Consider the following 14836-nt stretch of genomic DNA (forward strand, 5'->3'; position numbering starts at 1 on the left):
AGATCTCGGCCGGCGGTCGAAACCACCCTAACGACTGGCGAGAGACTTCGTACATCGACCGGACGCGCGACCGTCGGTAATCACGGCCGCTCCGATGCGACGTCGGCGTCCGTGAGACCCGGGCCGCGGGCGAAGTCGCGGGCCTTGGCGCCCGAGAGGATCTGTGCAGGTAGGGGATCGCTGAGCAGGGTGCGGACGAGGGTTGCCGACGCGTCGAGCGGGGCGTCGCTGCCGACGATGACGATGTTGCCGGTGCGACGGCCCTTGAGCATCGCGGCGTCGGCGATGAGCAGGAGGTGGTCGAAGACCGATGCGACGGTGGCGGCCTCGGCCCGCGCTCCCGCGAGATCCCGGCTGTCACCGCAGTTGGCGAGGTACAGCCCGCCCGGCACGAGCACGTCGCGCACGGCGGTGGTGAACTCGCGGGTCGTCAGATGTGCGGGCGTGCGGTCGCCGGCGAAGGCGTCGCGGACGATCACCTCGCGTGTGCCCGGCTGCAGCGAGCTCACGACCTCGCGCGCGTCGCCGACCCGGATTCGCAGCTTGGGGGCACGGGGTAGGTCGAACCACTCGCGCACGAGGCGGGCCAGCTCGCCGTCGACCTCGACCGCCACCTGCCGCGCGTCGGGGTACTGGTGGTCGAGGTAGCGGGCGAGTGCGCAGGCCGCCCCGCCGAGATGGAGGACGCGCAACCGGTCCGAGGTGGGGTGGCGTTCGGCGATGACGGCGGCCATCTGGCGCAGGTACTCGAAGTCGAGCACGGTCGGGTCGTCGGGGTCGATGTGCGAACTGTGCGCACCGTTGACCGTCAGCAACCAGCCGCCGGCGATGGTGTCGCGCGCGAGTTCGGCGACACCGGTGTCGATGACGTGCCGACCCGGGGTCGGTTCCGCGGTTGACCTGGCCACGGGTCGAGTCTGGCACGAGCACGGTCGATACCATCGCGCGGTGCCCCTGACCCGTGAGCAGCGCAACCGACCCGCACGACGAGCCCTGTCGACCGCAGCCGGGCTCGTCGCGGGCTTCCTCCTCGACAAGGCACTGGGCGACCCGTCGACGGGGCATCCGGTCGCCGGTTTCGGTCGGCTGACGTCGGCGCTCGAACGTCGCATGTACCGCGATTCGCGGACCGCCGGTGCCGGCCTGCTCGCGGTGGCCGCGGGCGGCGTCGTGGTCGCGGGAGCCGCTGCGACGGCTGGGCGTCGGGCACCGGCCCTGGTGACGCTGACCGCTGCCTCGACCTGGATCGCGCTGGGCGGGACCTCGCTGTGCCGGGTGGGCGATGCGGTCGCCGATGCCCTCGAAGCCGACGACATCGACGCGGCGCGCGCCTTGATCCCGAGCCTCTGCGGCCGGGACCCGGAGTCGCTCGACGAGGCCGGGATCTGTCGGGCGGCGCTCGAGTCGATCGCCGAGAACACCTCGGATGCGACCGTCGGACCGTTGTTCTGGGGAGCGGCCGCCGGCGTACCCGGAATCCTCGGCTACCGCGCGGTCAACACCCTCGACGCCATGGTCGGGTACCGCAACGAGCGCTATCGCGACTTCGGCTGGGCGGCCGCGCGGCTCGACGACATCGCCAACATCGTCCCCGCGCGTCTCGCGGGTGCGCTGATAGTCCTGGTCTCGGGCGAGCCCCGACGTGCCGCACGAGCCTGGCGACGCGACAGTCACGCGCACCCGAGCCCGAACGCCGGGGTCGTCGAAGCTGCGTTCGCCGGAGCCCTGGGGGTGCAGCTCGGGGGTCGGACCGTCTACCCGCACGGCGTCGAACAACGGCCGACGCTGGGTTCCGGGCCGGCGCCGAAACCTGCCGATCTACGCGCTGCGGTCCACTTGTCGCGGCGGGTTCAACGGGCGACCCTGGCCGCGGGCGTGGCGGGGTGCCTGATCCGGTTCGGGATCAGCCGCCGTAGCGCCGGCTGAGCTTGTCCCGTACGTCGTCGTCCTGCCTGCGGGGGTCGGGCGTCGCGTCGCGGACATCGCCGACCGTGTCCTCGGCGACGGGACCGTGCCCGATGCGTCCGACGTTGTGGACCACCGTGGTGCCGCTCGCGGCGCGCAGTTCCTCGCGCATCTGCCGACGACGTTCGGCGCGGGAGGCGGCGGTACCCGGCTGTGTGGTCGATCCGGTATCCGCGGCATGGGTCGCGGTATCTGCGTCGACGACTTCACCGGTTCCGGCGGTGGCCTCCGCTGCGGGAGCGGACCGTGCGGCGGCAGCGCGCCGGCGTGAACGGATCTCGGCGACCAGGAAGTACAGGACGCCGAGCGGCGCCATGATCCCGAAGGCGAGCCACTGCAGCCCGTACGAGAGGTAGGGGCCGGTGTCGAGCTGGGGGAGCGGGATCTCTCCCAGGGAGCCCGGTTGGTCCGGGGACAACTGCAGGTAGAAGTCGTCCATCGACGTACCGGTCGCAGTCCCGACCAGCCCCGGGTTGATCGACGGGACCGTGAGTACACCGTTGTCGGAGAGCGAGCCGCGGTCGGCGCTGACGCTTTCCGCCGCGCGTATCCGTCCGTCGATGGTCTGCTCACCGGCCGGCGGCGCCGGGACGTCGGGGACCCCGCCCTCCACAGGTCGGACGAAACCGCGATTGATCAGGAGCACGCGATCGGAACCGGTCACCGCGAACGGCGTCAGGACGACCACGGCGGGGCGTTCCTGGATGTTGCGCAGCCGCACCAGGGCCTGCTGGTCCGGCAGGTAGCGGCCGGTCACCTCGACCTCGCGCCACTCGGTCGACGGGTCGAAGGTCGACGAGGGCGCCACCTCGGCCAGCGGCGCGGTCTCGAGCGACGTCGCGGTACGGATCAGATCGTTGCGGCGTTCGGTGTCGGAGTTCTTCCCCAGCTGCCACGGCGCGAGGAGGGTGAAGCAGGCCACGGCGAACGCCACGACGACGACGCCGAGGGCAATCCACCCGGGACGCAGGATCGTTCGCAGCACGTGCACGATGCCCAGGTTACTCAGCGCATGTAGCGTGATCGAATGCGAGACTTCATCTGTTTGAACTGCGGCCAGCGTCTCTCCTTCGAAAACAGTCTCTGTCTGAACTGCAAGAGCCCGCTCGGGTTCTGGCTCGAGTCCCGCTCCATCCAGACCCTCGACGACACCGGGCGCGCCGAGGTCGACGGCGTCCTCCTCGAGCGATGTGCCAACACCAAGGTCGCGCAATGCAACTGGCTGGTGAAGTGGACGGGTAACCCCGAGCTCTGCCGGTCGTGCGAGCTGACGCGCACCCGTCCCGGCGACGACGATCCCGAGGCGCTGGTGGTGTTCGGCCAGGCCGAGACCGCCAAGCGACGTCTCGTTCTCGAACTCACCGAGCTCGGGTTGCCGATCGAGAATCGTGACGAGAATCCCACCACGGGTCTCGCCTTCGACCTGCTCTCCAGTGCCCAACAGAACGTCATCACCGGCCACGCCAACGGAGTCATCACCCTCGATCTCGCCGAGGGAGACGACGTCCATCGTGAGCAGATGCGCGTCGAACTCGACGAGCCGTACCGGACTGTCCTCGGACACTTCCGGCACGAGGTCGGCCACTACTACCAGCTCGTCCTGATCACCGACGACCGTCGGCCGGGGTTCGAGGAACTGTTCGGCAACCCCGACGACGACTATCAGGCCGCGCTCGACCGGCACTACAAGGAAGGTGCGCCGGAGGGGTGGCGGAAGAACTTCGTCTCCTCCTACGCCACGATGCACCCTGCGGAGGACTTCGCCGAGACCTTCGCGCACTACCTGCACATCCGCGACACCCTCGACACCGCCGCCGCGTTCGCGATGGCGCCCTCGGGTACGACGCTGGAGGGAGTCCCGCCGGGCGACGTGGGCTTCGACCGCATCATCGACGAGTGGCTGCCGCTGACCTGGGCGCTCAATCAGATCAACCGGTCGATGGGTCACCCGGACCTCTACCCGTTCGTGCTCCCGGCGCCGGTGCTGGAGAAGATCCGCTTCGTGCACAACCTGGTGGCACCGGTCGGCTGAGACCGGTCGGTCGGCTGGGCGTGGTCGTCAGGCCACGCCCAGCTGAATCCGCACCCAGTCGATCAGGCCGGGGACCGCGCTCTCGATCTGTTCGCGGGTCGCCACGAAGTCGTCGGTGCTGCCGTAATACGGGTCGAGCAGGGCGAGATCATCGGCGGGTGCCGACGGGTCGAACGACCGCAACAGTCGCGTCCGGTCGCCGAGCCGCTTCCGCTCGAGCTCCCGGACGTGGCCGTCGTCCATCGCCAGGAAGCGATCGGCGTCGAAGTGTTCGGGTCCGAGCAGCGCCGCCACGTGGGCGTCGGAGTAGCCGTGAGCGAGCAGTTCGGTGCGGGCGCGGTTGTCGGCCGGTTCACCGACGTGATAACCGGTGATACCGCAACTGCTGACGCGCACCTTGCCACCCAGGCCCGCGTCGTCCAAAGCGGTCCGGAAGATGTTCTGCGCCATCGGCGACCGGCAGATGTTGCCCGTGCACACGAAACAGATGTGTAGTTCTTCAACCACTGGTGTCTACCTCAGCTCGACGCGCCGACGCGCTCGGTGATCGAGGGCGTCGGTCACATACCCAGGACGTCGCGCAATTCGGCTGTGGACTCAACCGCCCAAGCGGCGTCCTGTTCCTCCCCGTGCAGAGAGTAACCCCATCTGACCAGGATCGCTGAGATGCCGAAGGCCGCAGCGCCGTGCACATCGTGACTGCGATCGCCGATCATCACGACCGGCGCGGTGACGTGGCCGGTGTCGGCGTCGACGGGCAGCCCCAGCTCGGCGACCGCGTGGGCGATGACGTCGGCCTTGTGGCGACGCGTGCCGTCGTCGCTGGCGCCGGCGATGTACTTGAAGTGGTCGGTGAGACCGAAGTGCTCGAGGATCTTGTGTGCGGTGGTCTGGTTCTTCGACGTCGCGACCGCCATCGTGCGCCCCGACGCGGACAGATCGGCTAGGACGTCGGGCATCCCGTCGTAGACCGCGTTCTCCCGCCAGCCGATCTCGGTGTAGCGCTCCCGGTAGGCGCGCATCGCCGCTTCCGCGACCTCTGGGGCGAGCCCCAGACCGTTGAGGGTGTCGATCATCGGCGGTCCGACGATGCCCGCGACGACCTGCGGGTCGGGCTCGGGCGCGTCTACGGCGGCGAGGGCGTGACGGAAGCTGTTGGCGATACCCGCGAAGCTGTCGGTGATCGTGCCGTCGAGGTCGAAGAGCAGCACAGTGTCGGGATGGCGGGGATCTGGCGGCGTCAACACGCGTCCATCGTGCACGTAAGGTCAATAGACATGACAGCTGGGTCTGGCGTCGCATCTCCATCCGACCTCTCCGATCCGGATCGGCACGGCGATCAGGACGCGGCACCCGGTCTCGTGGATTTCGCCGTCAATGTCCGTGGCACGCCACCGCCGTTCGTCCTCGACGCCATCACGCGCGGTCTCGGCGACCTGGCCCGGTACCCCGGCCTCGACGACGAGCGGCGCGCGGTCGAGGCGATCGCCGCCACCCACGGGCGCGCACCTGGCGACGTACTGCTGTTGTCCGGCGCGGCCGACGGTTTCGAGATGCTCCCGCGACTCGGCGTGCGCCATGCCGCGCTCATCCAGCCGTCCTTCACCGAACCGGAGATCGCCCTGCGCGCCGCGGGAGTGCCCATCACCCAGGTGACCCTCGACGAGCCGTGGCGGCTGTCCGGGGCGCAGGTGCCCGACACCGCCGACCTGGTGATCCTGGGCAACCCCACCAACCCGACGTCGGTGCTGCATCCGCGGGAGTCGATCGACGCGCTGCGGCGTCCGGGACGCCTCATCGTGGTCGATGAGGCCTTTGCCGATCTCACCCGTGGCGTAGACGGTGGACTCGAGCCGCAGTCGCTGGCATCGGCCAACTGGCCGGACCTCATCGTGATCCGCAGTGTGACAAAGACTTTCGGACTCGCCGGGCTCCGAGCCGGATATCTTCTCGCGGCGCCGGAGATCCTCGCACGACTGCGTGCGGGGCGTCGTCCCTGGGCGCTGTCGACACCCGCGTTGGCCGCCCTGACCGCCTGCCTCGGCGACGAGGGACACCGCTACTGCGCCGAGCAGGCCCGGCGGGTTGCGGCCGAGCGCGCCGAGATGGTCGACGAACTCACGCGGATCGGACTCGTCGTCGTGGCGGAGCCGGCCGCGCCGTTCGTCCTCGTCGAGGTGCCGCGGGCCACCGAGGTCAAGCAACGCCTCGTCGACCGCGGGTTCGCGGTGCGCAGCTGTGCCAACTTCGTCGGACTCGGCGACGGCCATCTGCGGTTGGCGGTACGTCCGGTTGATCAGGTCCGCGCACTGACCGCGGCGATCGAGCAGGTACGAGAGGAGATGAGGGATGGGAACCGAGTCGACGTCTGAGCGGGTCACCGTCGGGGAGGTGGTCGACGCCGTCGAGCGTGCGTATCCACCGGCGCTCGCCGAGTCCTGGGACGCCGTGGGGCTCGTGTGCGGCGACCGTTCCGAACCGGTGCATCGGGTCCTGGCGTGCGTCGACGTGACCGATGCCGTCGTCGAGGCGGCCGTCGCCGAGAAGGCGGATCTGGTGATCGCCCATCATCCGCTGCTGATGCGGGGCGTCACGTCGGTGGCCGCGGACACCCCGAAGGGGCGCATCGTGCACCGCCTGATCCGCAACGGCATCGCGCTGTTGTCGGCCCACACCAACGCCGACAGTGCGCGACCGGGTGTGTCCGACGCCCTCGCCGACCTGCTCGGCGTCGTCAACACCGTGCCCATCGAACCGAAATCCGCTGCACCGCTCGACAAATGGGTGGTCATGGTCCCCGAGGGCAACGTCGAACAGGTCAGTGAGGCGATGTTCGCCGCCGGTGCCGGTGCGATCGGCGACTACCGCGACTGCTCCTGGACGGTGGTGGGCACCGGCCAGTTCGAGGCCCAGGAAGACGCATCGCCGACGATCGGGGAGATCGGCACCCGCACCCACGTCGACGAGGCGCGGGTGGAGATGGTCGCCGACCGGTCCATCCGCGGGTCCGTGCTCCGGGCACTGCGCAACGCGCATCCGTACGAGGAACCGGCATTCGACGTCTTCGAGCTCGCCGACCTCGGCAGTGACCTGGGTCTGGGTCGGGTCGGATCGTTGCCGGAGCCGATGACGCTGCGGGACTTCACCGGGCTCGTCGCCCGTGCGCTGGGCGCGCCGTCGGGAATCCGGGCGGCCGGCGATCCGGATGCGCTGGTGCGCACGGTCGCGGTCTGCGGTGGAGCGGGCGATTCGCTGCTCGGGCGCGTGCGCGGGCTCGGCGTCGACGTCTATGTGACCGGCGACCTCCGTCACCATCCCGCCGACGAGAGTCTGCGCGACGGTGGACCGGCACTCGTCGACGCCGGCCACTGGGCCACCGAGTTCCCCTGGTGCGCCCAGGTTGCGGAGCTGGTCCGCACCGAATGGGACGTGCCGGTGGTGGTGTACGACACGCCCACCGACCCGTTCGTACTGCACAGCTTCGGATGACGCCCGCAGGACCGCATTATTAAACGCCATCCGCCCGCCGGGACGCCGGGACCAGCCGCGTACGGTAGGGGGACTTCAGAACTTCAGAGAGAGGAGGCCGCAATGAAAGTCGACGCCGGAGTGCAGCGTCTGTTGCTCGATCTCGCGGACTCCGATGCCGAGATCAACCGACTCGAGCATCGCCGCAAGAACTTGCCCGAGAACGCCGAGATCGCCGAGCAGGAGAAGGCGATCGACGCTGCCCGTGACGATCTGGTGCGCGCGGAGATCTCCGCCGAGGACCTGGGGCGCGAATACCGCCGCATCGAGTCCGAGGTGACCGGGATGGCCAACCGCGAGGCCAAGGACTCCAAGCAACTGGCGGCCGGCGGGCTGGCGCCCAAGGCATTGTCGGAGCTGCAGCACGAACTCGCCGGACTCGGACGCCGTCGCGCGGCCTTCGAGGAGGAGATGCTGACCCTCATGGAGCAGCAGGAGGCCGTCGAATCGGAGCGCGACCGCGCCGCCGCGACGATCTCACACCTCGAGGAGAAGATCGCCGACACCCGGGTCCGCCGGGACCAGTCCCTCGCGAGCATCGAAGAGGACCTCACGCGCGCCCACGAGAAGCGGGACACGCTCGCCGCGGAGATCGACGCCGACCTGCTGGCCGTCTACGACAAGCAACGCGCCAACGGTCGCATCGGCGCAGGACTCCTGCGCGCACGGCGTTGCGGCGCCTGCCGGATGGAACTCGACCGCGGCACCATCGCCTCGATCAGCGCGGCACTGTCCGACGAGGTCATCCGCTGCGAGGAATGCGGCGCCATCCTCGTGCGGACCGCCGAATCGGGGATCTGACCACTGTGGGCGAGAAGTCCCCGTCCTGGCAGGGGCAACGGAGTTCGCCGACCCGGTTCATCCTGCTGCGCCACGGCCAGACGGCGCTGTCGGTGGATCGTCGGTACTCCGGTCGCGGCAATCCCGAGCTGACCGCGGAGGGTCTGCGCCAGGCCCGCGCGGCGGCCCAACGGGTCGGGCGCGAGGAGGGCATCTCGGCCATCGTGACCTCGCCGCTGAGCCGCGCCCGCGCCACCGCCGACGAGGTCGCCGCGGTCACCGGGGTCGACGTCGTCGAGCATCCCGGACTCATCGAGAACGACTTCGGCGAGTGGGAGGGCCTCACCTTCGTCGAAGCGTCCGAACGGCATCCGGAGATCCACCGTGAATGGCTGTCGGACATCACCGTGCCCGCCCCGGGCGGCGAGAGCTTCGCTCAGGTAGCCGAGCGTGTCGCGGAAACGAAAGACGATCTGCTGCAACGGTATCCGGGGCAGACGGTCGTGCTCGTATCGCATGTCACGCCGATCAAGCTGATGCTGCGAGAGGCGCTGGGCGTCGGGCCGGAACTGTTGTTCCGTCTCCACCTCGACCTCGCGTCGGTGTCGATCGCCGAGTTCTTCCCCGACGGCGGTTCCGTCGTGCGTCTGGTCAACGACGCCGCGCACTGGCACTGACGGCTGCACGTCGGATTCCGACCCTGCCGTATCCTGGGTTCCGCGAACGAGTCGGCCGGGCGGCCGCGGTGAGCGGAACGGGCGGAAGACCGTCACGCCGCGCACCGAGGAAAGTCCGGACTCCACAGAGCAGGGTGGTTGCTAACGGCAACCCGGGGTGACCCGCGGGACAGTGCCACAGAGAACAGACCGCCGGCCGCGAGGCCGGTAAGGGTGAAACGGTGCGGTAAGAGCGCACCAGCGGCGCGGGTGACCGCGTCGGCTCGGTAAACCCCACCCGGAGCAAGGCCGAAGCACGCACCTCGCGGTGCGTGTGCGCGGGCGTTACGAGGGCTGCTCGCCCCAGCCCGCGGGTGGGCCGCTCGAGGTACCCGGCGACGGTGTGCCCAGATGGATGGTCGCCGCCCGCGACGGTCGAGAGACCACGCGGGTACAGGATCCGGCTTACGTGCCGACTCGTTCGCCCTCGGCCCGCGCGCTCCGGCTCGCACGCGCGCTCCGGCTCGACCGCGCGCACGCGCGCTAGGGTTCGAGGCGTGACGCGCTTCCTCTTCGCCCCCGACATCGACTTCGCCGGTATCCGCGATCAGCTCGGGGTGGACGAGTCCTACGGCGACGACGCACTCCGTGAGGCCCGCGACGCCGTCGACCGACTCGCGGACTCGCGCGAGGACCACACCGACGTCCCGTTCGTCACCATCGACCCACCGACGTCGCGCGATCTCGACCAGGCCGTGCACCTCGCCACCGACGGCGACGGGTTCGTCGTCGACTACGCCATCGCCGACGTCGCGGCCCTGGTGATCCCCGAGGGCGCACTCGATCAGGAGAGCCGACGCCGCGGGTCCACCGTGTACTTCCCGGACGGCTCGGTCCCGCTGCATCCGCGCGAACTGTCGGAGGGGAGCGGATCGCTTCTGCCCGAACAGGTTCGGCCGTGCGTGCTCTGGACGATCCGGGTCGCGGGGGACGGGACGGTCACCGACGTCCGGGTGCGGCGATCGCGGATTCGATCCGTGGCCCGCTTCGACTACGCGGGGGTCAGCGCCGACGCCGAGGCCGGACGCCTGCACCCGTCGATCGCGGCCCTTCCGGCCTTCGGCGAGCTGCGGCAGAACGTGGCGATGGACCGCGGAGCCGTCGAACTCGATCTGCCGGACCAGGAGGTGTCCCGCACCGACGCGGGCTGGCGCCTGGACCTCGAACCCCACACCCCGGCCGACATGTGGAACTCCCAGCTCTCGCTGCTCGCCGGGATGTGCGCGGGCACGATCATGGCCGAGGCGGGCATCGGACTGTTGCGGACGCTGCCGCCCGCCGAGCCCGAGGCGGTCGAGGACCTGCGTGCTGCGGCCAAGGCGCTCGACGTCGAATGGCCCGAGGGTATGGCGGTGGGTCGGTTCCTGGCGGGCCTGCCCGGAGCCCGGCCGAGCACGCTCGCCATCCAGTCGGCCGCGAGCGGACTCATGCGGGGCGCCAACTATCTCGTGCTCGACGGTTCGGACGAAGCACGCGCCATCCCGCACGACAAGAAGCAGCACGCCGCGATCGCCGGTCTCTACGCCCACGTCACCGCACCACTGCGTCGACTCGGCGACCGGTTCGCGACCGAGGTGTGCCTCGCGGCCACCGCGGGCGAGGAGGTGCCCGACTGGGTGATGCGCGCCCTGCCGACCCTCCCGAAGATCCTCCGCTCCGCCGACACCCTCGGCGCCACCGCCGATCGGGCCAGCATCGACCTCGCCGAGGCCGTCATCCTCGGTGACCGCGTCGGTGATCGCTTCGACGCCGTCGTCATGTCGGCCGCCACCGAACGCAAGCCCGCCCAGATCTTCATCGCCGACCCGCCCGTCGTCGCAGGATGCGAGGGAGACCTCCGACCGGGGACCAGGCTCGACGTCGAGCTGGTGACCGCCGACGAGGTGACGCGGAAGGTCGGGTTCCGGCCGGCGTAGACGCGCAAGATCGCTGGTTGGGTTACAGAAGCTCTGGTTTCAGGCCGGCGATCTTCCTGCGTGGCCGTCGGCGACTTCGTTCCGAGGCCGGGTCACCGAGTGGTTTCGACACGGCTCCTCGCTGCGCTCGTCGCCTGCTCAACCAGCGGAGGGGCGCCTGCTCCCAGCGGAGGGACTACAAGTCCTTGGCCGCCTTGCGGTACTCGGCGACCGCGCGGTAGGCGTCGGCTTCGAGGCGGGCGTCGAGCCGGCCGACGATGAACATGTCGGCGGGACCGAGCTTTCCGTCGGTGACGATGGCGGCGAGGTGGGCGCGGTTGATGCGGATGTCGTTGAAGTCGCCGAGAGCGGACTGGATTCTCTTCGCGACGGCACCGACCTCGCGATACTTCTTCTTGTTCAGCGGTTCGGTCGCATCGATGCTGTAGCGCAACCGCTTTGCCCGTTTGCGGATCTTGTGCAGCTGCTCCTGCCACTCGACCGAACCCTCGGTGAGGTCAGCGAGATCGGCCTGGGCCTTGCGGATGTGCTTGCGGCTCTTCGCGATCGCCTTGTCGACGACGACGGTTGCGGGGAGTTCGGCGTCGGGGCCGGGCGGGGGAGAGGCGAGCAGTGCATCGATGGAGTCGAGCAGGGCGAAGTAGCGCTTTGACGACATCGCGGCGTGCGCGGCGCGGATCGCCCGGTCGTGGGTCCGGGACTCGGCGCCGGCGAGGGCGGCGAGCAGCTCGGGGGAGGCGTTCTCGCTGCGGAGCAAGGACTGGTCGAGCTCGAGCTGAACCTCGGAATCGCGTGCGTCGCCGAGGATTCGGGCGAGCAGCTTGAGTTCGGCGCCGATGTGGGCGGTGCGCTCGGCGTCGAGCACCGTGGGGTAGCCCGACAGCACGCTGCGCAACCGGCGGCACGACACCCGCATCTGGTGCACGGCGTCCTCGGCGTCCTCACGCACGAGCGGATCGTAGGCGATCAGGCTGTTGCGGTGCAGTGCGATGTCGGTGATGACGAGCTCGAGTGCGGTGGGCCGCTTGGAGAGCCGGGGTTTGTGGACGGTCGGGGTCGAGCCGATGGCGCGGGCCAGCTTCGATGCACTCGACGCCGAGCGGCCGCCGCCGGCGCGCAAGGCCTTGTCGGCGGCCTTGAGCAACTTAGTGGTGCCGCCGGAGAGGAGTTCGAACTCCCACTCCGCCCACTGCTGGGAGTGTCCGCCCGGCAGCAACGACTGGGCGGTGACGAGGTCCTCGGCGAGTTCGGCGAGCGGCTCGTCGTCGACGCCGAGTAGACGCGTCACCGTGCGCGTCGTGGAGATGACGGCGACGGCGTCCAGCTTGCGGCACCGGGTGAGCGCGAGGACCGGCGTCAGGAGGGCCTCGGGGATCTCACCGTCGGCCGGCGCCTCGTCGAAGCCGACCTGGAGTTCGCGACGCGCACCGGGGATGTCGGTGGGGCGCTTGAGATGCCAGCCCTGATCGGTGCCGCCGGTGCGGCGTCGCATGGTGATCTTGTTGCCGGCGAGGTCGAGGTTCTCCGTGTCGAAGTAGGTGGCGTCGAGCGAGAACGTCTCGGGTTCGGTCGCCGACACGACTCCGGGGAGTGCCCGCAGGTCCGGGGCCACATGGCCGGGGTCCACGTCGAACTTGAGTTCCACCTCGACCTGCTCGGATGCGGCCACCTGATCCTCCTGACGCCGACGACACGGTACAGCTGACCCGAGTCTAGTGACCGCGGGGCCGGCGACTCCTCCTCATTCGGCGAAGCGGTCGGTCGCTTCGATGAGGTGGTGTTTGATGCCGGTCTCGAAAGATGCGTGCCCGGCGTCGTCGACGATGCGGAGATCGGCGGCCGGCCAGGCGCGGTGGAGGTCCCACGCGCTGCGCATCGGGCAGACGACGTCGTAGCGGCCCTGGACGATGACACCGGGGATGTGCGCGATGGCGTCGATGTTGTCGAGCAGCTGACCGTCGTCGAGGAAGCCGTGGTTGACGAAATAGTGGTTCTCGATCGACGCGAAGGCGAGGTCGAAGCGGTGGGCGTCGTCGGCGTCCTGGCCCGACTCCTCGTCGGGACGGGGGAGCAGGTAGCTGGTGGACTGCTCCCAGCCGGTCCAGGCGCGCGCCGCGGCGCGCGCGACCTCGCGGTCGTCGGAGGTCAGCAGTCGGTGGTAGGCGGCGACCAGGTCGCCGTCCCGCTCGTCCTCCGGGATCGGCTCGAGGTAGGTCTCCCAGACGTCGGGGAAGATGTGCGCGGCACCGCCGTTGTAGTACCAGTCGATCTCGCTGCGGCGCAGCAGGAAGATGCCGCGCAGCACCAGTTCGGTGACGCGGTCGGGATGCGTCTGCGCATAGGCGAGACCCAGCGTCGAACCCCAGGAGCCGCCGAAGACCTGCCAGCGGTCGATGCCGAGATGGGTGCGGAGTTTCTCCATGTCGGCGATGAGGTGCGGCGTGGTGTTGACGCTCAGGTCGGCACCGTCGGCGATGTGTGGACGCGACTGCCCGCAGCCGCGCTGATCGAACAGCACGATGCGGTACTTCGCCGGATCGAAGAAGCGTCGCTGCGCGGGTGACGTGCCGCCGCCGGGACCGCCGTGCACGAAGACCACGGGCTTGCCGTCGGGGTTTCCCGACGACTCCCAGTAGATCTGCTGGCCGTCACCCACATCGAGGTGACCGGACTCGTAGGGCTCGATCTCCGGGTAGAAGTCACGCATAATCATCGAGCCTAGGCGCAACCGGGATTCCGTAGAAGTCGTGGGGATATGGCGCGTCCACAACTTCTACGGATCGCCGCTCAGTAGCTGTGCTCGGGGCCGGGGAAGACGCTGCGACGGACCTCGTCGGCGTACTGCTCGGCGGCCGAACGCAATTCGGAACCCACGTCGGCGAAGCGCTTGACGAACTTCGCGGTCTTGCCGTGGGTGAGGCCGGCCATGTCCTGCCAGACCAGCACCTGGGCGTCGGTCTCGTTGCCTGCACCGATGCCGACGGTCGGGATCGTCAGCTTGCGGGTGATCTGACCGGCCAGCTCGGCGGGGACCATCTCCATGACGACCGAGAAGGCACCGGCCTCCTGGACCGCGATGGCGTCGGCGATGAGCTGGTCGGCACCGTCGCCACGACCCTGGACGCGGAAGCCGCCCAGGCCGTTCACGCTCTGCGGGGTGAACCCGATGTGCGCCATGACCGGGATGCCGGCGGCGGTCAGCGCCGCGATCTGCGGGGCGACGCGCTCGCCGCCCTCGAGCTTGACCGCATGTGCGCCGGTCTCCTTGAAGATCCGGAAGGCGTTTTCCAGGGCGTGCTGCGGCCCGATCTCGTAGCTGCCGAAGGGCATGTCGGCGACGACGAGCGCATGCGGGGCACCGCGCACCACGGCGCGGATCAGCGGGATCATCTCGTCGACGCTCACCGGGATGGTGGTGTCGTAGCCGAGGACGACGTTGGCCGCCGAGTCGCCGACGAGCAGCACCGGGATCTCGGCGGCGTCGAAGATGCGCGCGGTCGAGTAGTCGTAGGCGGTGAGCATCGGCCACTTCTCGCCCTCGGACTTCATCTGGGCGAGGTGGTGGATGCGGGTCACACGACGCTTGGGGGCGCCGGCGGCAGCGGTGGAGGTGGATGCACCATAAACCGAGGATTCGGACATCGTTGTCTCTTTTCTGCCTCGAGTCCCGGCTGGCCCGAAGGGGCGCGGCGGGTACCCGGGTTGAACACGGACAAGCGCCATTGTGTCACCGCGGATATGTTGTGTAACCGGCCCTGGTTATGCAATTGATCACACCGATCCGGGCGTGGAATCGGCACGTTCCGCGACGGTTGTCGCGCGGTGGTCGCATCCTGGCTGCTCCGGGCCTTCCCAGCCCGGGCAAATTTGTGTCCCATATGATGGGACGACCTCGGTAA

Annotated in this window: 14 protein-coding genes and 1 other RNA gene; 8 read left to right on the forward strand and 7 right to left on the reverse strand. The window is 69.5% G+C overall.

Annotated features, from left to right (window positions below; translation table 11 throughout):
- Positions 1-80 precede the first annotated feature (80 nt).
- Positions 81-908: a spermidine synthase gene (locus OK17_RS00615; protein WP_461416360.1), complete on the reverse strand. Its 828-nt coding sequence runs from the start codon at positions 906-908 to the stop codon at positions 81-83.
- Between the two features lie 40 nt (positions 909-948).
- Here OK17_RS00615 and OK17_RS00620 point away from each other — a divergent pair, with 40 nt between their 5' ends.
- Positions 949-1926: a cobalamin biosynthesis protein gene (locus tag OK17_RS00620; protein WP_461416361.1), complete on the forward strand. Its 978-nt coding sequence runs from the start codon at positions 949-951 to the stop codon at positions 1924-1926.
- Here OK17_RS00620 and OK17_RS00625 read toward each other — a convergent pair.
- The gene (locus OK17_RS00625) at positions 1904-2956 is read right to left on the reverse strand and encodes an SURF1 family cytochrome oxidase biogenesis protein (RefSeq protein WP_232716672.1); all 1053 of its coding nucleotides are present in this window, start codon (positions 2954-2956) and stop codon (positions 1904-1906) included. The two genes, OK17_RS00620 and OK17_RS00625, sit on opposite strands and share 23 nt — an antisense overlap.
- Positions 2957-2992: 36 nt before the next feature.
- Here OK17_RS00625 and OK17_RS00630 point away from each other — a divergent pair, with 36 nt between their 5' ends.
- Positions 2993-3997: a zinc-binding metallopeptidase family protein gene (locus tag OK17_RS00630; protein ID WP_461416362.1), complete on the forward strand. Its 1005-nt coding sequence runs from the start codon at positions 2993-2995 to the stop codon at positions 3995-3997.
- A 27-nt stretch (positions 3998-4024) separates the two neighbouring features.
- Here OK17_RS00630 and OK17_RS00635 read toward each other — a convergent pair whose 3' ends face one another.
- Together OK17_RS00635 and OK17_RS00640 are read right to left on the reverse strand one after the other, a co-directional pair.
- Entirely contained in the window at positions 4025-4504 is a 480-nt protein-coding gene (locus OK17_RS00635; protein ID WP_461416363.1) for a low molecular weight protein-tyrosine-phosphatase, read from the reverse strand.
- A gap of 53 nt (positions 4505-4557) precedes the next feature.
- Positions 4558-5244, reverse strand: a complete 687-nt coding sequence (locus tag OK17_RS00640; RefSeq protein WP_461416364.1) for an HAD hydrolase-like protein — start codon at positions 5242-5244, stop codon at positions 4558-4560.
- 30 nt (positions 5245-5274) lie between these two features.
- Here OK17_RS00640 and cobC point away from each other — a divergent pair, with 30 nt between their 5' ends.
- The 6 genes from cobC to OK17_RS00670 all read left to right on the forward strand — a co-directional run bounded on the left by cobC (position 5275) and on the right by OK17_RS00670 (position 10937).
- The gene (gene cobC, locus OK17_RS00645; protein ID WP_461416365.1) at positions 5275-6369 is read left to right on the forward strand and encodes an Rv2231c family pyridoxal phosphate-dependent protein CobC; all 1095 of its coding nucleotides are present in this window, start codon (positions 5275-5277) and stop codon (positions 6367-6369) included.
- The gene (locus OK17_RS00650; RefSeq protein WP_232716677.1) at positions 6347-7486 is read left to right on the forward strand and encodes a Nif3-like dinuclear metal center hexameric protein; all 1140 of its coding nucleotides are present in this window, start codon (positions 6347-6349) and stop codon (positions 7484-7486) included. Before cobC ends, OK17_RS00650 begins: the two co-directional genes overlap by 23 nt.
- A 102-nt stretch (positions 7487-7588) precedes the next feature.
- The gene (locus OK17_RS00655) at positions 7589-8326 is read left to right on the forward strand and encodes a zinc ribbon domain-containing protein (RefSeq protein ID WP_232716678.1); all 738 of its coding nucleotides are present in this window, start codon (positions 7589-7591) and stop codon (positions 8324-8326) included.
- A 5-nt stretch (positions 8327-8331) separates the two neighbouring features.
- Complete coding sequence (locus OK17_RS00660; RefSeq protein WP_232716679.1) at positions 8332-8982, forward strand: histidine phosphatase family protein; 651 nt, start codon at positions 8332-8334, stop codon at positions 8980-8982.
- 47 nt (positions 8983-9029) lie between these two features.
- Positions 9030-9445: RNase P RNA component class A (gene rnpB, locus OK17_RS00665), an RNA gene on the forward strand.
- Between the two features lie 73 nt (positions 9446-9518).
- A complete protein-coding gene (locus OK17_RS00670; RefSeq protein ID WP_232716680.1) occupies positions 9519-10937 on the forward strand; it encodes an RNB domain-containing ribonuclease in 1419 nt (472 codons plus the stop codon).
- Positions 10938-11112: 175 nt separating this feature from the next.
- Here OK17_RS00670 and OK17_RS00675 read toward each other — a convergent pair whose 3' ends face one another.
- From OK17_RS00675 to panB, 3 genes are all read right to left on the reverse strand, one after another.
- Entirely contained in the window at positions 11113-12606 is a 1494-nt protein-coding gene (locus OK17_RS00675; RefSeq protein ID WP_232716681.1) for a CYTH and CHAD domain-containing protein, read from the reverse strand.
- A gap of 72 nt (positions 12607-12678) precedes the next feature.
- Entirely contained in the window at positions 12679-13644 is a 966-nt protein-coding gene (pip, locus tag OK17_RS00680) for a prolyl aminopeptidase (RefSeq protein ID WP_461416366.1), read from the reverse strand.
- Between the two features lie 80 nt (positions 13645-13724).
- On the reverse strand, positions 13725-14579 hold the full coding sequence (gene panB / locus OK17_RS00685) for a 3-methyl-2-oxobutanoate hydroxymethyltransferase (protein ID WP_461416367.1): 855 nt from the start codon (positions 14577-14579) through the stop codon (positions 13725-13727).
- Positions 14580-14836 lie beyond the last annotated feature (257 nt).

The organism is Gordonia sp. GN26 (assembly GCF_054823965.1).

What these genes read in the sequence shown, in the direction of transcription:
- OK17_RS00630 (WP_461416362.1), top strand. Translation starts at nt 2,993, where the DNA reads ATGCGAGACTTCATCTGTTTGAACTGCGGCCAGCGTCTCTCCTTCGAA.
- cobC (WP_461416365.1), top strand. Translation starts at nt 5,275, where the DNA reads ATGACAGCTGGGTCTGGCGTCGCATCTCCATCCGACCTCTCCGATCCG.
- OK17_RS00650 (WP_232716677.1), top strand. Translation starts at nt 6,347, where the DNA reads ATGGGAACCGAGTCGACGTCTGAGCGGGTCACCGTCGGGGAGGTGGTC.
- OK17_RS00655 (WP_232716678.1), top strand. Translation starts at nt 7,589, where the DNA reads ATGAAAGTCGACGCCGGAGTGCAGCGTCTGTTGCTCGATCTCGCGGAC.
- pip (WP_461416366.1), bottom strand. Translation starts at nt 13,644, where the DNA reads ATGCGTGACTTCTACCCGGAGATCGAGCCCTACGAGTCCGGTCACCTC.
- panB (WP_461416367.1), bottom strand. Translation starts at nt 14,579, where the DNA reads ATGTCCGAATCCTCGGTTTATGGTGCATCCACCTCCACCGCTGCCGCC.